22 protein-coding genes are annotated in these 17,703 nt (G+C 52.7%); all 22 read right to left on the minus strand.

Annotation, left to right across the window (positions count from 1 at the left end; all coding sequences use genetic code 11):
- Window positions 1–9 precede the first annotated feature (9 nt).
- The gene (locus tag JQ822_RS20395) at window positions 10–1,128 is read right to left on the minus strand and encodes a contractile injection system protein, VgrG/Pvc8 family (RefSeq protein WP_048216557.1); all 1,119 of its coding nucleotides are present in this window, start codon (window positions 1,126–1,128) and stop codon (window positions 10–12) included.
- A gap of 1 nt (window position 1,129) precedes the next feature.
- Window positions 1,130–1,345: a tail protein X gene (locus JQ822_RS20400; RefSeq protein WP_048216558.1), complete on the minus strand. Its 216-nt coding sequence runs from the start codon at window positions 1,343–1,345 to the stop codon at window positions 1,130–1,132.
- Window positions 1,320–1,772, minus strand: a complete 453-nt coding sequence (locus JQ822_RS20405) for a phage tail protein (protein WP_244849045.1) — start codon at window positions 1,770–1,772, stop codon at window positions 1,320–1,322. Before JQ822_RS20405 ends, JQ822_RS20400 begins: the two co-directional genes overlap by 26 nt.
- Window positions 1,773–1,786: 14 nt before the next feature.
- Window positions 1,787–3,616, minus strand: coding sequence for a hypothetical protein (locus JQ822_RS20410; protein ID WP_213134996.1), 1,830 nt, complete (start codon window positions 3,614–3,616; stop codon window positions 1,787–1,789).
- Window positions 3,617–3,718: 102 nt separating this feature from the next.
- The gene (locus JQ822_RS20415) at window positions 3,719–4,018 is read right to left on the minus strand and encodes a phage tail assembly protein (protein ID WP_048216561.1); all 300 of its coding nucleotides are present in this window, start codon (window positions 4,016–4,018) and stop codon (window positions 3,719–3,721) included.
- A gap of 58 nt (window positions 4,019–4,076) precedes the next feature.
- Window positions 4,077–4,583, minus strand: a complete 507-nt coding sequence (locus tag JQ822_RS20420) for a phage major tail tube protein (RefSeq protein WP_048216562.1) — start codon at window positions 4,581–4,583, stop codon at window positions 4,077–4,079.
- A complete protein-coding gene (locus JQ822_RS20425) occupies window positions 4,580–6,049 on the minus strand; it encodes a phage tail sheath family protein (RefSeq protein WP_137348207.1) in 1,470 nt (489 codons plus the stop codon). Before JQ822_RS20425 ends, JQ822_RS20420 begins: the two co-directional genes overlap by 4 nt.
- Window positions 6,050–6,086: 37 nt before the next feature.
- Window positions 6,087–6,704 carry a phage baseplate assembly protein V gene (locus JQ822_RS20430; RefSeq protein WP_137348206.1) on the minus strand — a complete coding sequence of 206 codons (618 nt, stop codon included), beginning with the start codon at window positions 6,702–6,704 and terminating at the stop codon, window positions 6,087–6,089.
- Window positions 6,697–7,248, minus strand: a complete 552-nt coding sequence (locus JQ822_RS20435; protein ID WP_137348205.1) for a hypothetical protein — start codon at window positions 7,246–7,248, stop codon at window positions 6,697–6,699. Before JQ822_RS20435 ends, JQ822_RS20430 begins: the two co-directional genes overlap by 8 nt.
- A gap of 10 nt (window positions 7,249–7,258) precedes the next feature.
- Window positions 7,259–7,915, minus strand: a complete 657-nt coding sequence (locus JQ822_RS20440) for a hypothetical protein (RefSeq protein WP_137348204.1) — start codon at window positions 7,913–7,915, stop codon at window positions 7,259–7,261.
- A 1-nt stretch (window position 7,916) separates the two neighbouring features.
- A complete protein-coding gene (locus JQ822_RS20445; protein ID WP_170973529.1) occupies window positions 7,917–8,273 on the minus strand; it encodes a head-tail joining protein in 357 nt (118 codons plus the stop codon).
- Window positions 8,273–8,602 (minus strand): DUF2190 family protein, encoded by a 330-nt coding sequence (locus JQ822_RS20450; RefSeq protein ID WP_137348202.1) that lies wholly within the window; start codon window positions 8,600–8,602, stop codon window positions 8,273–8,275. Before JQ822_RS20450 ends, JQ822_RS20445 begins: the two co-directional genes overlap by 1 nt.
- A 71-nt stretch (window positions 8,603–8,673) precedes the next feature.
- Window positions 8,674–10,752, minus strand: a complete 2,079-nt coding sequence (locus JQ822_RS20455) for a ClpP-like prohead protease/major capsid protein fusion protein (protein WP_137348201.1) — start codon at window positions 10,750–10,752, stop codon at window positions 8,674–8,676.
- On the minus strand, window positions 10,709–12,220 hold the full coding sequence (locus JQ822_RS20460) for a phage portal protein (protein ID WP_137348200.1): 1,512 nt from the start codon (window positions 12,218–12,220) through the stop codon (window positions 10,709–10,711). The genes JQ822_RS20455 and JQ822_RS20460 overlap by 44 nt, the downstream gene beginning before the upstream one ends.
- Before the next feature lie 8 nt (window positions 12,221–12,228).
- Window positions 12,229–12,444 carry a hypothetical protein gene (locus tag JQ822_RS20465; protein WP_048216571.1) on the minus strand — a complete coding sequence of 72 codons (216 nt, stop codon included), beginning with the start codon at window positions 12,442–12,444 and terminating at the stop codon, window positions 12,229–12,231.
- On the minus strand, window positions 12,441–14,558 hold the full coding sequence (locus JQ822_RS20470; protein WP_048216572.1) for a phage terminase large subunit family protein: 2,118 nt from the start codon (window positions 14,556–14,558) through the stop codon (window positions 12,441–12,443). The genes JQ822_RS20465 and JQ822_RS20470 overlap by 4 nt, the downstream gene beginning before the upstream one ends.
- Window positions 14,559–14,561: 3 nt before the next feature.
- Window positions 14,562–15,068 carry a DUF1441 family protein gene (locus JQ822_RS20475; protein ID WP_213134997.1) on the minus strand — a complete coding sequence of 169 codons (507 nt, stop codon included), beginning with the start codon at window positions 15,066–15,068 and terminating at the stop codon, window positions 14,562–14,564.
- A 178-nt stretch (window positions 15,069–15,246) separates the two neighbouring features.
- Window positions 15,247–15,459 carry a hypothetical protein gene (locus JQ822_RS20480; RefSeq protein ID WP_156182974.1) on the minus strand — a complete coding sequence of 71 codons (213 nt, stop codon included), beginning with the start codon at window positions 15,457–15,459 and terminating at the stop codon, window positions 15,247–15,249.
- 352 nt (window positions 15,460–15,811) lie between these two features.
- On the minus strand, window positions 15,812–16,240 hold the full coding sequence (locus tag JQ822_RS20485) for an Ivy family c-type lysozyme inhibitor (protein WP_048216575.1): 429 nt from the start codon (window positions 16,238–16,240) through the stop codon (window positions 15,812–15,814).
- A gap of 98 nt (window positions 16,241–16,338) precedes the next feature.
- Window positions 16,339–16,845 carry a DUF2514 domain-containing protein gene (locus tag JQ822_RS20490; RefSeq protein ID WP_231593808.1) on the minus strand — a complete coding sequence of 169 codons (507 nt, stop codon included), beginning with the start codon at window positions 16,843–16,845 and terminating at the stop codon, window positions 16,339–16,341.
- On the minus strand, window positions 16,842–17,390 hold the full coding sequence (locus JQ822_RS20495) for a lysozyme (RefSeq protein WP_048216577.1): 549 nt from the start codon (window positions 17,388–17,390) through the stop codon (window positions 16,842–16,844). Before JQ822_RS20495 ends, JQ822_RS20490 begins: the two co-directional genes overlap by 4 nt.
- Entirely contained in the window at window positions 17,362–17,631 is a 270-nt protein-coding gene (locus JQ822_RS24570) for an HP1 family phage holin (RefSeq protein WP_075261944.1), read from the minus strand. The genes JQ822_RS20495 and JQ822_RS24570 overlap by 29 nt, the downstream gene beginning before the upstream one ends.
- Window positions 17,632–17,703: the final 72 nt, after the last annotated feature.

Raw genomic sequence — 17,703 nt, forward strand, 5'->3', positions numbered from 1 at the left:
GAGGAAGGGTTAACCGAAGTAAGCAGGCCCCGTTTTATCCTGCTTTTCCGATTTTTTTAAAGATGTTACGGGCTTACGGACATCGACTACCAGATTGTAGGTATAACTGAATCCGGAAGGTGTCAGGGAAAAAGCCAGAGATTCAACCACCCAAGTCCTGTCCTCACGGGAACCAAAACCAGAGGTGGTAACACCCGATTCAGCAGTCAGCAGAACATGCTTCGGTCGGCATGGCCCTGTAACCGTCATTTTCTGTTCGTTCCGCTTTGCCAGTGTCTTTCTGGCTTTTGCCTGCTGTTCAGCAGTATTTTTCTCAGACTGAGTGTATGGATTCGTCATTGCCGGGCCATCGTGTTCGACGGAGGCGGTTTTTGTCTTTCCATCCATTTCGTCGTAATAACGAACACCTATTTTCTCTTTTGACTTGCCTTCTCTTCCGGTAGCTTTGCCCGTGGAGCTGCCACGTTGCCCCTCACTGTATGACCACTCAGAGACATCTTCCGGTGTAATGGTGATCCTGCGAGTCTGTTTCCCAGAAGCCGTTGTAGTAGCCCCCTGCTGTAAAAAGAGCCAGTAACCACCTGACGGTTTACTCACAGCATTATAGGTCCGGGCCAGCCTCGAGAGCAGATTGGCATCAGATTCTGCCACCTGATCGACATGGCTGATGTGAATATCTTTCAGTACATCAGCCACTCGAGGAATAAGCCCGTTATCTACGGCCACTGTCTTGACAAGATCCTCAAGGCGAAGATTATCCCAGCTTCTCGTTTTCTGGCTTGTAACGTCACCAGGTTGCTTCTGGGCATTCATCGGCGCAGCAGTAGCATAAATCTCAATGCGTCTTGGCGGTCCACTACTGGCAACTCCGCTGACAACAAACCAGCCTTTATCTACAAGTTGATCATTAAACCCCAGAGCGACCTGAAGCCTGGCTCCTTTTGAAGGAAGTGCCAGCGTTTCAGAAATCAGTGTGATTTTCAGTTCATCGGCTTTCGCCATCGCCCCTCCATAATCCGTCAGTATCAGCTCAGAAAGGCACTGTTGCAGCGTCCGGGTAATATCCTTACCTTCTGCCTTTATGCTGAATGCCGGTCCATATTCAGGCGATGTAATCTGATTAGCCATATTAATCCCACAAACTAAAAGGTGAGTCCTCAACGGGCGGTGCCAGATCAGGCAGGGTGATAAGCAGACCTGAAGGATAAACTGCCCCGTAATCCGCCAGCCCCTGATTTGCCTCCAGAACCTGTATTACAGAATAAGAGAGTGATTCAGTTCCATAATGAGTAGCGCAAATGGCGTCCAGCACATCACCATCACGGGTTTGATATATCGTCGGCATAGTGTTTCAGCGTCATGGTCCAGTTTTTATTGCGATGACCGCCACCCGGCAGGAAACGGTTCGTTGTGTCGGTAAAATCAATCACTACCCACCATCCCAGAACATCCCCTTCCCCGCTGACCAGTTGCTGCGGCTTCGCTTGGTCGGCAAGCACAAACAAGTCATTGACGGGGTCCACACCTTTACGAAAAAAGGCATGCGACTGACCTTCAAGCCTGACAGTGCGCCCTGGCTTTCCGGTGTACTGGAGAAGATCCTGTTTACCAATGCGCTCCTGTTCGCTCCAGCGCCAGGTCGCTTCGCGGGTTAACTGGTTATAGGCCGTTGTATCAATCGAAAAAGCAAAATTGCCCAGCATCATCATGACTCGGACCGTTTCGACCGAACGCAAGGCGCCTGCTTTTTGCAGGCCGAACTCATCAATCAAAGGCGTGAAGTCATTCACCAGACAAGCCCCCCATCGGTTAGACTGTTATCACCGTTAAAAGCAGAATGGTTTCTGGTTACAGAGGTCAGCTTATCTGCAATGGCTTTCTCATCCTGCCCAGGTGCAGCATTAATTTCGAAGTGATAATCAAACTTCCTATTATCGATAATCTGCCTGGAAGGGAACTGTTTATCCAGTTCGTCCATTTTCTGCAGCAGGGTTTCCCAGTAACCGCCTGTATTATCTTCTTGTGGTTTGACAGAACGCGGAGCCGTGACTTTCTGTTGCGGTGAAGGAAGCGTAATCTCTGGATAAACTGCATCAGGCGATACTGACAACGCATAATTGCCCCATGCCCCTGCGCTGTTTTTTGTTGCCGAATCATGCTGTGTGATGCCTTCACGGTTTTGCTGCAAAGTGGCGTTCCAGTTTAATAGCGTTTCGTTACTTTTCGGGGTCAGATATTGTTCAACAGACTGGCTAAAGGTTTCATCATCCGAGTCAAAACCAAAATAACCACGAGTCGATGTCCAGGACTGCTTAACTTTTTCCGGTAATTCTGGATGTGCTTTTAACTGCTGTTCAAACCATTCACCCTGTCCCTTGCGCTGCGCTGTCAATCTGGCGATGTCGACGGAACCATTTCTGGCTAGCGCCTGCAGGACATCGCGCTGATCTTCCCGTTCATCCGGCAACAGCCAGGCCAGTTTTTTAGCCAGCGCATACACAATTTTGCCGACAAAAACTACGCCCTGGCCGAAGGACAACACCCCTGGATAAAGATCGTTACGCAGGAAAGTGACTATACGTTTGACGCCACCACCTTTGAACCAGTCAGACAGATCGTCCGTTAACCGCCGGATATCGGGAGCCAGTTCATTACCCAGTTGCCCGGAAATTTCCGCAACCGCCGAAGAGAACACCGTTCGCAGATTGCTGATGGCCTGATTACCGGCAATGGCTCCCTCGGCGCCCTCACGGGTCACAAGGTTATAACGCCGTTGCTCATCCATTAGTTCCCGGTAGCTTCTACCTGACTGTTTGATCAACATCAGTAACTTACTGGCTTCCCCCCCAAAAAGAGAATCCAGCGCAAAAGACGCTTTCGCCTCATCCTGGAGGCTGAGTGCACGCTCAACGATTTTATCGAACTGAGCCATATCACTGAGCCCGGCAAAATCACCCGTCTTAAAACCGAGCGTTTCAAAGGCATCCTGAAGTGAACCCTGTTTCCCGTTCTGTTTATACTCACCCGCTTTGTGCAGATACTCTTCAAAAAGGTCACCGATGTTTTCGGCATTCATATCGTACTGTCGAGCCAGCGAATCCCAGGCATTAAAAGTGGCTACATCCACGCCATAGCTTTTCGCCACACTGGCGCGGGTGGCGGTTTCGGCATTCGTTGCCGCTGGCGCGATAAGCGTACCGAGCGCTGAGGCAACCACCCCACCACCACCGAACGCCAGCCCAGTGCCAAACATGCCACCGACCTGTCCAGCAATCCCCATCCCTCGCCGGAATAATCCCTTTCCGGCTCCTTTGAATGCCTCAATCCGCTGCGCTTTTTGTATCTGGGCATTCAGTTTCTGCTGTTCCGCCCCGGTCTTCCGGATCTCCCTGGAGACTTCGCTATAACGGCGTTTCAAATCCCCCAGACTTTCGCCCGCCAGTTTCGCACGCTTAATTTCGGCAGCCAGTTTAGTCTGGTCCTTTGTCAGCCGTTCTGAGCGTTTCCCGACATCTTTCAGGCACTGTTGCAAGCCCTCAGCCGAACGCTGCCATGAACTGTCCAGGTTGCCGCCAAACGTGATAACGGCTTTAAGATTCTGGCCTATTCCGCCCACGATTCATCATCTCCAGTTCATCAGTGAGAAAATCAGAGAAAGTACTGAACGGCATATCCAGATAGTCCGACATCGGAAAATACAGTCGCCGTCCCAGGAGTCTTATCGCCCGGAGGAGATGTCTTTCGGACGTTTCGCGGGCGGAAGCATAAAAACATTGAAGGCGTCCAGTAATTGCGCATAGTCTGCAGCCGTCAGTTGCCAGACATCCTTTTCACTGAGGTTGCACAACAGCGCAATCATCCGGGCTTCTTTTTCTTCTTCGTTGCCACGATCTTTTGCATGAGCAATACGGTCACGCACCAGCGGCTCACGCATCGTTACTTCGTCAAGGACAACGCCACCGTCGAGGGTGACAGGGGAAAATAGTCTGATAACACGGGTTTCACCGGGAAAAGGCATAATCACCTCCATGAAAAAACGGCCCGCAGGCCGTCAGTCAGTCGAAGAAAAGGGAAAATCAGAGACGAACTTTTGCTGCCAGTCCGGAAAGCAAATCGACACCATTCACGCGGCGGGAAAAACGCTCGGTATCAATGGCAAACAGCTCGCGCCCTTCCAGCGTCTGTCGGTAATAACTGACAGCAATATCGACCGTGATGGCATTTTCAGAAAGATTGTCCTTGCCCCGTGCATCCGGTGTAACGGCCTGAACAAATCCCTCAATTTCCTCAACGGTGCCGCGTGCAGTGCCGTTACCGAGATACCCCTGATAGGCAGTAAAACGGGAACGACTGCCACTGACAAAACCAAAGCTGGCCAGCATATCCGTATCCAGACCGTAAAATTTCACCTGACAGGTCAGCGCTTCCATCCCGTCATCAACGGGTGTTGGCGCATCCTGGGCACCCGTTCGCAGGTCTGTTTTCACGACAGTCAGCGACGGCGGCGTAAACTCATGCGCTCCTTGAATACGGATCCCTTGCCGGAAAAAGGTCCAGGCGCGTAGTGTATTTTTATCGCTCATGCTGCCAGCATCTCCTCAAGCGCATATTTGTTATTCACCCGAACGCGCAGGCTGATAAGTTCTGTCGGCGATTTCGGCCCAAAGTCATAGTTGATATACAGGACACCTGCCGCCATGCTCTCTGCTGAATTCAGTTCTTCGTCCAGCCAGGCACGACCGCCGAAGATGGCACCCAGCCCAACCAGTTGTCGCATGTAGGCATTGATGGTGCCGATAATGTCATCGGCATTTTCCCGATCCAGTGGACGGTCAACATACTCCAGCATGGTTTCCTGGATACTATCCTCGATAACATCTGCCGTGCGTCGCACGGATTCAAAGCGCCACTGCGGATCTGTTGCACACAGACGGTTTCCCCAGTGTTTAAAGCCCGCACGACGGATGATGGTGGACACGTTCTGCATATTGAGCAGGTTTGCATCGCAGTTTTCATCCCCGAGAATAAACTCGTCGATCTGCTCCACACCGAGGATATTGTTGATATCCTGATTCGATTTACTCCACCACCAGCCTTTTTCATAGTCAATCCGGGCCCGCAGACCAGCGGCAAACGCGGAGTACGGGCGATAAACCAACTGCCCTTCGGCATTACTGACCTGAACACGCGGACGCAACAGTTCGGTGCGGGCACCATAGGACTGACGGCGCTGGACCACATCCTGAAGCGAAGCACCGGAAGCACAATCAACATAAGCCACAGCGCGTAATTTTCCGGCCACAGTTTCCAGTGCCTTACCAACCGCATCATCTTCACTGAATCCCGGTGCAATCACGATACGCGGCTGATACGTGGTAACGGATTTTGCTGATGACAGAAGCCCAATTCCTTTCAAAACTGCGGCGCGTTTTTTCGCTTCGTCAGTTTCATCAGCCACCCGCACCACTACCGTCAGCGCATTACGTTGATCGTTGATGTCCGTTAGTGCCTGTTTGAGTGTCCCACTATCACCCAGTCGGTTAATCAATGCGGTGCCAGCCACAGCCACTGGCGTATTCAACGGAAAAGGCTCATCTTCGCCCCCTTCCAGTTTTACACTGAACGGGGCCACCAGACCGTCACCACTACCTTCGGCCTCCACTTTGCCCCCATCCAGCACATTGACGACACTGGCCACATCAGTGGGTCGGGCCGTTATCACGCCATGTTCATCACACCCCAGAATCACTGTTAGTTTCCGCTCAGAATCATCCCAAGAGGCCGATGTGTTAACGGCCTGCGGACTCTCCGTTTCCGGTACCGCTGCCACTGCATCCACCTGGATAATATTGCCAGCCTTGCCCGCGACCTTTGCTCTGAAATTCAGGACATTATCCAGAATCGGTGTCCCGGTAGTGACAGTTGCTGCACTCCCGGCAGAGGCATCCGGCGCAGTCCCCACCAGACCAATAATGGCGGTCTGGATCGTTGTAACCGCCACGCTTCCCGAGGTCAGTTCGATTGTTTCAACACCATGTAACTGAGACATGTTTTTCTCCAGGCATAAAAAAACCTGCCGCAGCAGGTCACATTTTCTGATTAGGTTTCTTCGTGGTCCCGCCACTGTCTCCGGGGTGGTCGTGGGTATTAAATGTTTGCCGGATCCCACTCATGCTGCCGGTTTTATCCGTAATCTCCTGCGAGGCACCAATGTTGCCCTTCACGATTGTGTCAGCATTAATCTGAGTTTTCCCCTGTACAGTCAGGGTATCCGTGACTTCAACCGGGCCATCCAGTGTTCCTTTCCCCACAATTTTGTAAGAGCCACCACTCGTCAGCGCGATCGTCAGGGCATGCGCCGCCCTGTCATAACGAATCTCGGTTCCGTCGCTGTATCGGGTGATGTGCTCACTGTCACTACCTTCCGGTACGGGCAGTTTTCCCGTGTTCCAGCCGGGGAAAACACGCCCGTTATTTAACTCACCGGCCTCCGACAACACCGTCACAGCATCACCGACGGCATAAGGATTTGAGTCAGCTCGGTTTGCTCCGGAAAAGCCCTGACATAACGGTAGCCAGGTGGTGACGATGTCCCCGAGATCAACCCGGCATTTGGGGATGCCGTCATGCCGAACAGAATGAATCACACCGCGCCGTACCAGATTCGCCAGCCTACGCTGTAAATCCCCCGCAATATCACTCATCAGTACTCGCCTCCCAGATAAGGTGGTAGTCATCCACATGCTGACGCCCCGTATCCGGTACAGCGCCCAGCCACACCTGATTCAGCGGCATACCGGTTCTGGCGAACGGATCCACGCCGAAAGCCGCACTCTGGGTAAACGACACCCGCCACACCAGATAGTCATCCATACGCGGATCAAATTCGTCGCGCTCCGCAGTAGTGAATACGGCGGGTGAAATGTGTGTCAGGCCAAACTGCTGCCCGTCAATCCACTGTGTAATATCTGCCGCCGCTGTTCGCAGGAAGATTTCCGGGCAACTGAGACCGGACGCGGCATCGACCACCACAAAAAGATCACACGAAAGTTCAACATTGAGTTGCCCCTCGTTGCCGCCGTTCTGCTCCCAGCTGTTAATGGTGAAATACACGGCGGGTGTCACCAGCCCGGTGAAACGAGGGATATTTTTTTCAGGATAGGCTCCAGCGTCGCGTACCCACGTTATCTTTTTCAGCGTACTGGTAACTGCCTCGTGGTATCGCGCCAGAGATAAAGGTTCAGCCATTGTGACGACCTCATACAGATACCCGGGCTTTCACACGCCCTCGGATATCCATTTCAAAATGGTGCATGAAAATTTCCATCGCCTCGGCAAAGGCGTTGTCTTCTATGTAATTCAGCATCGGTTCGTAAATATCCACCTCCGCTTCCCGGGTACGGCGGGTATGCGGATCACGAATGACCACCGTTCGTCGGTTCTCACGTTTTGAGCGGGCGACTTCCCCGTTTTCGAAGATCAGTGCCGAAAGCAGGCTGCCTTTAGGCGTAAACCCGGCATTTTTCGTCTGTCGCCGCGCTTTGATAAAGCGCCCCGTAGATTTATCCCGCTGGGTATGGTGCGGACGTAACCGTCCGTTAATACGCCCTTTCAGGTCTTTCACCTTAATGGCGTTGAGACCGAACCAGAGCCTGAAGTTATCCAGTCGGGAACCTCTGTCGAGGCGAAAAAAGAGCAGACGACGACGCACCAGTCCGATACTTCGCGGGGCCAGCCCGTCTTTCAGATCAGCCAGCGTTTTTTTGCGCAGTGTCGCAGCGGTTCGCCTGAGCGCCCGGGAGTAAGCCGCCCGAAACTGTTTTTGTGTGGCACCGATACTGTCCGCAATCTGCCAGATAGCATCCACATCAATATCGACAGGTAAATCCCGTCGCAGTCTGGATCCTCGCGCCATATCAGCTCCATTGTTCAATCGGCGGCTGGACGTTTCCCGGTGCGCCATAGGCCAGCGTGACACGGGTACGTCCGGCTTCGTTCACACCGACATGTGTCACCCGGTAACGAACATTGTTCACCACAACCTCATCATGCTTTGACAACCCGGCAATATCCGCCGTCATGGCACTGAAGGCCGGGGCGTGATTGCTGATTTCCCCACCGCCCGGTACGTTGACCGGTGCATCCGGCGTTTCAAAAATTACATTCACCGGACGGCATTCATTACCGATGTGAAGCACTGCCGGACATGCTTCAGCAAAGAGTCTCGTTATGCGGGCATCTGCCCGCATCAGCCGTTCATGAAAGTTGCGCATCAGTAACCCAGGCGAACACACACGGTGGCGTCGCTGGTCTCTGCGGCTGCCCATACGGTGCCCACCAGCGCATTACCTGATTCTGTTGCTGTTAACGTGGCAGTATCAGACTTGAGATATACCCGTTTACCCTGCGTCAGTTCCTCGGCCTCTTTGGGTAATGCAAAAATCCCCGTGGTATGCAGTACACCAGTGCTCCCCTGCGAAATATCCGCATGAGCCACCCCGACCAGATTGTCTTTGACGACCAGTTCCCCGGATGCGACGGTTTTTCCGCTGTCGTTCACCCACTCAACGGTCGTTCCGTCCTGAACATAGTTTTTTGACATTTTCACCTCCGGTATAGGCGACACCCAGCGGTGTCACCTGAATAAAAAAAACCGCCTGATGCGGCGGTGAATTACTGTTTTTTAACTTTGACCATGCCGCGCCAGTCAAGCGGCGCCACCCCGGCATCGATGCGAACCTTGAATGCCGCCCCATCAACGGTAAAGCCCTGCTGCTGTTCCAGATACGGGGTATCAATACCGTCAAGGTAAGCCACTTCGATCGTGTCACGGCCTTGTTCTGCCACCAGGTAATAATCGGTCGGGCTGCTGTCATCCAGACGAGCTTCTGACAGAACGGTGGCAAAGTTCTGGATCGGGTTGACGATCCCACTGTTGGCATCTGCCCCCGGCACGCTGGCAGACTTAATTAACTGATTCGCTCGCGATTCAATGGCGACAGGTGTCAGCATAAAGGCCGGACGAATGTTCAGGCGGCGGCTGCCAGATTTTTGCAGCAACATGGCCTTGCGCCCCGCATCCAGCCCTTCAACGGACAGGTCTGCGGTCACAAGGTTGCAGTGATCGGCATGGAAAAGCGGCTTACCGTCGGCCATTTTCGGGTTGCTGGTCAGCACGGCCCAGACAAGATCGCCCACCGTAGTACGCGCTGCGGCCCCCATAGCCATCGGAATACGGGTCAACATATCCAGGTCATCGTTGATGATGGTCTGGCGGTCAATACTGAACAGCTCGCCATACGTGGCCAGCGCGATGGGTTCACCGCGATCTTTAAGGGTCACATACTTATATTCAGCACCCGGATGCACCTGTCGCAGTGTCGGAAAGGCTTCCAGCCCCACACGATGCGCAGTTTTAAAATCTGACAGCGTACCTTTGCGGGTCCATTGATCAAAGGTTTCACTGGCGCTGTCCCAGCCCTGCAGCGCCGCTTTATGGGCCACATCCATCAGGATATTGCCAAAATCACTGCTACTGTGGGTGAATGCCAGCCCCACCATTGCCATCGGCGCGGAATGCCCGGAAATACCGATGCCGCGATCAACCAATGATGCACGTGCCAGTTCGCGCAACGTATAGCCGTTATAAGCATTGTCTTTTTCTGCTTCGACATACCCGGCCCGGGCCATCACTGACGCACGGATGGAATCGCCCACCAGATTGCCATTGCCCGCATAAATGTGTGCTGCTCCCGGCCCTGCACAGGGCGTGGTGCCCGCCGCCAGCGCCTGCAGCAGTCGGTCACGCGCCTTTTCAGCCGAGCAGGTGAAATCGCTCAGACACTCCGCTTTCAGCGAGGCAAATGTCGGAAATGCGTCAAACACGGCAGAGACAGCACTTACACGCTCCGCATTGGCGACCTGCATCTGCTGCTGCAACTGAGTGGCTAGTGCCGCAATATCGACTGAACCAGGCTGCGATGCGGCCTGAGGCATCTGCGGTGCCGGAGGCTGAATATCCAGCTGTGGAGTGGCCAGTGTTTCTGCACGCGGAGCAAAAAGAGCGTTAACCTGTTTTGGCATATTCTGGTAATCCTTCAGTTTATTTTGATTCACACAAGCCGCAGCCTGTAATTCAGGTTCAAGGGAATCTGCAAAGCCTTTTTCCACGGCCTCAGCGCCGCTGAGCCAGGTTTCCGCTTTCAGCATTGCTTCCAGCTCCTCTTGTCCCAGCCCAGTTTTGTTCATGTAGGCCGACAGCATCAGTGCCTCATTGCGATCCAGCCAGTCTGCATAATCACGCATATCATCGGAATCTCCGGAGATCCCGCCCCAGGGCTTGTGCACCATGATCCAGGCGTTTTCCGGCATATGTACCGTTGCCCCTGGAAGGCAGACAATCATTGAAGCCATGCTGGCGGCAACACCATCCACCCAGATATCCACCTTCGCTTTCAGGCGTGACAACGTGTTAAAGATGGCGAAGCCCTGCATCACATCACCACCCGGACTGTGGATATGCAGATCAATGGTGCTGGCCTCAAACACCCCCGCGTCCTTACAGTCGGCAACAAACTGCTGCGCAGTGATACCCCACCCACCAATCACGTCATAGAGGAAAATTTCCACCCGTCCGGTCGCCTGCGCACGGATTTCGTACCAGCATTGACCGTTTGCGGCATCGACCCCCGCAAGGCTGGCGCGGGGATTAATCATCATCCCGCGACGGGGCGGGTTTATCATTTGCTGCATCAGGGAGCACTCCTTTATCGTTGGCGGCGTCGGAATCGAACACCAGCCCGTTTTGTCGGTTAAATTCGGTTTCACGCATACGCTGGCGTTTGACCTCCTGCGGCGACTGCCCACGGGCACGGATCCACTCAGCTTCCGTTCCGGCACCACCACGCAAAATGGCCCTCCATGCTGCGGCCTCTTTGACGGGATCAATCCACGGCATTACCGGGCCAAGATAGGTCGCATTAAAAAGTGTGGTTTTGTCTATATCAGGAGGGATATCCATATTAAGCAGCGCCATCGCCAGCCAGGCGCGGTACACCGGACGGCTGAACTGCCCCACAAACCATTGCTGCAGGACGTTATAGCCTTCGTAACTTTCCACCAGTTCCTGGCGCTGCGCGCTGTAGGTCCCGTTATAGTCACGGGCAATACTGGAATAGCTGCCGCGACTCCCGGCGGCGACCGCCCGCAACTGCCCATTGCGAAACTCATGGAGATGAACGTTCGGGCGGTTTGACTCAACCATGCCAAGATCTTCACCCGGCCCCAGGTCGTCAAAAATCATGCCCGGCGCAATATCAAAGTGACGGTACTTTTGCTCTGAGGGTTTCCAGTCTTCATATGCCGGAAAACTGGCGGCATCACCGCGTTTAATATAGAAGCCCAGCGCAGCAGCAATGCGGGCCGCCACACGTTCGCTCTCCTCGTAATCCTTTATATCGCCCAGACGACGGATCACCCCATGAAGCAGGCTTACACCGCGTAACTGGTGAAGGCGCTTACGCAGGGCAATGTGCAACATGTTCTCTGCCGAAACAGTTTTCAATTCAGCGCTGAAGCGCGTCATATTGGCCGGATGATATTTGTAAACCCGGTAACCAACAGGGCGGCCCCAGTCGTTGACGATAATCCCCTGGCGGATCTGCTGCCCCGATATGCTGTTCAGATTAAGCGGAACAAAATCAGCCTCCAGCAGTTCCAGTGAAAACGGAACACTGCTTGCGTGTGTCAGTCCGGCAACGGGGCCACGCACCAGCTGCGCGAAAATCTCTCCGTCACGCAGTGCTGAACGCAGCGCCAGTCGCTCGGCTTCCGGACGGGTCAGCATCCCCGTCACCTCCGGACGAACCGACCATTCGGACCAAAGTGCTGATATTTTTGCCGCAAATTCTTCATGCAGCTTACCGTCCAGGCCGAGCGGTTGCGGTTCCACCTGGATCCCCTGGGCACCAATGACCCGTTCTTCCAGCTTATCCAGCAGGCCGATCACAATGTCATGGTCTTGATCCAGTGCCCGCGCCTGCTCTCGCAGAGACACGCCAGCAACACCCACCACAGTATCTGCCGAGCGACTCTCACGTTTTGTTTTGTTCACTCTGGAGGGATGCGCTGCCTCATACGCCCGAAGAAGCATCTTGTTTCTGGCGCGCGAAACAGCCCACCCTGGCGCAATAGCGCCAAGTGCCCTGTCGAAAATGCCCATGGATGACCTTATAAAAAGTTAGCGAGTTTGAAGGTGTTGCTGCGACCATTGACGGCCTGCCAGCGTTTTTCCCAGTATTCAAGCTCTTTACGAAGTGCGACGGGATCATGATTGGTAATGGCACGACCATTCACGCCAGTAAAAGACACGCTTTTCCCGTCAAGAGAATCACGGTAAGCCTGTCGAACCGTAACCAACATCTGCTGGATTTCAGATTTCGTCATAGCCACCCTCCGTTGCCACTGACACCCAGCCAGCCGCCAGAAAGTGGGCTGGCCTGCTCAGTAACGGCAACCGGAGATGAACGAGCGGGTATCGTTTTTTTCACTACCATCTCCCCGGGGCGTTCCCCGTCAATAATGTCCGGATTCGTGTCCTGAGATGCCGCCCAGGCTGGCGGTTGCTCCCAGTCACGGATTTTTTCGTAACCACGCAGAATGGCAACAGCGTGGGCATAGCAGAACAGGTCGAATGCTTCGTTGTTCCCTTTACCTGGCTTGCGCCATTTTCCGTCGCTTCCCCGCTCCTCATACGTCAACTCCTCGTAAAACCACTCCCCGAGCCAGTCGGGAAAATGGATATACCCGGCTCCTGGAGTTTCACGCTCCAGGTTATTGCTGAGTTGATCTTTGAGCAGGTCAGTCTGCAACAGATATACCGGTACTTCGCCACGGGCATCAGCCCGGCGATCGCTTCGTCCGGTATTGTCAGGGTGTGTTCTGGTGATCAGTTTCTGGCGTCGGGTGCTGTCCCCCTTTATCAGATAAACCCGTTTCCCCAGGCCATCGCGGCGGCATTTGCGCCAGAATTTATACGCGTTATCCGTCACGCCATCCTCACCACCGCTGTCGACTGCCATAGCCAGCACAGGCATTCGCCGGAATGGATTTGACTGGAGAGGATACGTTTTTTCCAGCACATCCATGATCAACAGCTGCCAGTCCTCAGGGTAAGAGCCAGGGTGAACCGGAAGCGCCTCGCCATTTTCATCACAGCGCAGGGACTGACGAATGTTATAGCGATCCACTAACCAGCGTTCGCCGTTCTCACCATAACCGATTATCTGTACTACAAAACGGCGTTTCTTCCCGCCCTGCACATCCACCGATGCCAGCAGAAAACGCACCTTTGGCGGCACCAGGCGTTTACCGTAGTCCTCCGCCCGCTGCATCAGCACATCGGCCCGTCGCTGTTCGGTTGCTGCACGCGGAAGATAAGGCAGGCCCCAGTCAGTGTTGATCACCGTTTTCAGTGTTTCTTCACTGCCCGTGGTTTCATAGTCCTGTTCTGCCGTCAGTAACTTGTAAACCAGTTGTGCCCAGGTCTGGTAAGCCGCAGCGGGCCCCTCCATCCAGAATGATGCAATTCGGGAACGTCGAGCATCACCCGTAATACTCCCTGTTTTATCAATTAGCTGACCTTCACGAAGCCAGACACCACGTCCGTTAAGCTCCCGTTTTTTATCAGCGGTGATCACCCCGTTACAGTGCGGGCAGACGATATGCGCAGCTTCACTGGCTTTAACCGGATCGGCAATCTCCCGGTAACCTGTCATCGCCTCCATAGCTGGTTGAAAGTAATCCCCACAATGCGGACATGGCCAGTACCAGCGACGGCGATCGCCGCGATTATATAAAGCCAGGATTCCGGTGGTGGGTGGCGCTTCATGAGGTGATTTTCGCCGCCATTTGGTATTGGTGATTTCCCGACCAGGCGAACTCTCCACCAGCGTCATGCCCGCAGACATAAAGGTGGTGGTGCGCTTTGAGGCCAGCGAGAAGCCATCGCCTTCCCCGTCAATATCTTCCGGAAATCTGTCGTAATCCGTCAGCGCCACGCATTTGAAATCTGAGGATGACATGATGTTAACGGAGGGCCAGCCAATCTTGAGGTAGTTCCCTGCAAGAAACGTCCGGTCATGGACGTTGTTATCGTTACGCGACGGGCTCAGCCTGCATGCCACTTCCGGGCTGACGCGAAATGTCCTGGCCAGACGTTTTTTGGAGTGTTCACGCGCTTTTTCTTCTGTCATCTGGACGATAAGCATATCCGACGGATCACACACCACGTTGTACACCACCCAGCCATCAATCAGGCCAATCGTCTTACCCGTTCGCGCTGGACCAACAAATATGACAGCATCATATTCGCGTGACGCCAGGCAGTTCATCGGCTCCACGACATAGGGGGCAAGATGCGGATCCCATTCAACGGAGTTACCAACACCCACCGGAACGCGCATATATTTATGCACGGCCTCGGCAACAGGCATCCGACGCGGTGCCTTTATGATCCCGGCGGTATTCTTTCTGACCTCTGCCGCCGTGGCCTGTCGCATGGCTTACTCCTCTTCTGTCGAACTGTCCTCCTGTTCCGGCGTATCTGCCTGCTCAACCTTCAGGGCTATCTGATCCCGCAGGTCATCAATAACCTTTTGAACCCTGACGACGGCTGATGGTGTCATTGCGCAGTCACGCTCAAGAATATCCGGCAGAGTTTCCAACACCTGAACAACCGCTTTTGCCATCGAGGCAAATTCCCGACTGACTTCTGAGGTCGGGATAAGCTCTCCGGTCTCCTGCTGAAACTTGAGGCGCTCACGCTCAGACTGAAACCACGCCTTACGATCCGGCGGCGTCATTTTGTCAACGGCAACCGGCTCCAGCGTCGGCGTCCTGCCCAGTAATTCCCTGAGAATATCCAGAACCGAATAAAGCTTGAGGCGGGAGTTACTTCCGGGGGCAGGCTCAATATTGTTCAGTCTGCTGGCGACGGTCTGACGATGCAGATCGGTCAGTGCCGCCAGCTGATTAATGTTGAGGCGAAGATTTTTCAGTTCGTTATCCATGATGATGAACAATATTTAACCAAATCGACATCATGAATAATTTCATATTTGAAATATCAACAAGTTAATAGAAAGATGATGATGCCGATAAAATACAAAAAACCAGCCGTTTTCCGCGTGTCCACGTCCCCTCGGTGTTTCAAATTCCCGGGAGGACCCACACAAACAAGGTGAACTATTATTTAGAAGCCAAAAGCCCAGCACCTTTGTTTATTGCAGAAGCGAGGGCTTCAGCCAACAACTCTGATGGAATACCTGGCAATCGCGCAGCCCAAAATGCCCGAGTCCTCACCCAGTCCATTTCTCCTGTAAGTTGTGCTGTAATAGCCCCATGCAGTTCTTTGATAAGAGCAGCCTTATCCTCTTCTATTTTGTACAAAGAGTTGTTCACAATCATATTCAATATTGGCAAATTAAGTGATGTTCGTAGATGAGTGTCATGTATAGCTATGAGGACAAAGTAAATGAAATGGATGCCCAGAGGTAGTAAAGGCCAGCGCCTGGTGCAGCAAACAGCCCGACATCAACGAAAGTCATCCGCAAAAACATCAGATGTAATATCTACAGTTGCTGTTCTGCTGGCTTTGATCATATTTATAATCGCTATGGCGAGTTGAGGTTTTATTACCCTTACACTGATAGCGGCCTGTAGTTGTTACTCCACTATAGTGCTGTGCCATGTATTAGTACATAAAACCGCCCACATGAACTGACTCCTAATGATGGGCGGTTTACAGTGATAATTACTTAGTAGTTGATACGTCGCCGTTCAACCTGTTGAATAGTATGTTTCTCATTTCACCCGAATCAATCGGATCAAGGTTCATCCAGGTAAGGCTTTGACGACTGGTTGTAATATCATATTCAGAGAACACACCATGAATATCGCCCTTATCTAAGGAGTATAGAATCGCTATTGATTGCTCAGAGCAGCTATGAGGCTTACAACCAGATAAGGCAAGATACTTAACCCCGCCAATTGTTATTTCATTTGCCGGGCTGCTAGTGCCGCCATTCTTTACCCATGAAGGTAGATTTCTTTTGCCAATCAGATCGTGATAAGCTTTTCCGGTTTCTTTGCCTTGCACAAAATCGAAAAGATATGGATTACCTTCTGCACTGGCAATCAGAGGCAGCAAAGCCAAGGCGGTAATCGCTAGTTTCTTTTTCATATCGTTTCCCTCACTCCTTTAAAGAACAACGACACAATATCTTTTTTTTATTAGCTTGTCAGGAGCTCCCGCAAATTATCTTAAAACTCGAGCCATACTTATTTTTCATGAAAATTGTTGTTTGACTCTCTCACTGAATCGTAAATCAATTCGCACGCCATTCCTGCTGTGTAGCGTTCATCAGCGATTCCAGCATACCGTTTAGCTTCTGCTGCAATATCTCCGAGCATGTCGGCAAACATTCCGGCGGTGGCGTCGGTTGTTTTGCTTCTGACGGTAGTGGCAAGATCTGCGGTGTGTTTTGCGGCGTCCAGGCGGGTGGCAAGTTTTGTGGCTTCAGTGCGCAGCTGACTAACAGTGGCAGACAAGCTAGCAGCAGTGGCAGCAGCCCTCGCTGCTTTTTCTTGTGCATCTTTTACAACCTCATCACGGGCGATAACCCGCCCCTGCTCAATCATGCGGACGGCAGTTTGCACGTTGGCCACGCGGGAGTATTCCTCTTTATCACGGTCAGCCCATTTCTTTTGCCAGAACCGATCACTCCATGTGTTTCCAGCGATAAACGCACCGACTACCAGCAACAGAACGGCAACGAATTTATTCACTGGTCTATCCCCCAGCACGTCAGCGCGCTTTCCTGATCCCGACGAATTACCTGACCATAACAGCCATTTTTCTGGCCTTTGGTTAACCTGCAATCACGACCACCATCTTTAATCCACCAGCGGATCGCCTCGCATGCACCTCTACGGTCGCCAGCATTGATGCGCTTGTAGAATGTGGAAGGAAAACATTTACCGGGTCCAATATTGTACGGACAGAATGATGCGATCCCTGCTTTCTGCGGTTCGGTCAGTGGAACTTTAATATTTCGCTCCACCCATGCCAGCGCCTTGTTTCGTTCTATAGCATTTATCTGGTCACATTTAGCCTGAGTCAGTTTCATTCCCTGCACTACCGGCTTGCCGTCTACCATCGTTGCACCACGGCAAATAGTCCAGATACCAGAGCCGTCTTTGTAAGCCGTCAGGCTGTTACCTTCTTTCTCATCAAGGAACTGATCGAGAATTTGTTGTGCCGATGCCCCTGCGAGGATGAGGCCAACAACAGCTGCGCTTAACTTATTTCTCAGCGCCGGGGACATAACCATTGAGACGATCCTCCCTTTCTTTGCGTCGGTAATACCAGTTCACAACGCAGGTGATAACAGTGCAGGCAATACCAACGATAATCGCCCAATCACTCAGGCTTAAATCCGTTATTCTGTCTGCCAACATCCCGGACACCTCTTTTGTTGTAACAGCGTATGCCTTCGACGAGACACCGCATCCTGTTAGCGTGGTTCCTGTTCCATATGAAAGTCTGCTGTATATAGTGCTCATTCTGGCCATAGCCTCACCTCCGATTGTTCGGATGGCGCTGTGATTGAAGGAGGTCAGGCTTCACGGGATGGATTTATCAAC

Source organism: Citrobacter sp. FP75, from assembly GCF_018342065.1.
In the GTDB taxonomy this organism is placed as follows: domain Bacteria; phylum Pseudomonadota; class Gammaproteobacteria; order Enterobacterales; family Enterobacteriaceae; genus Citrobacter.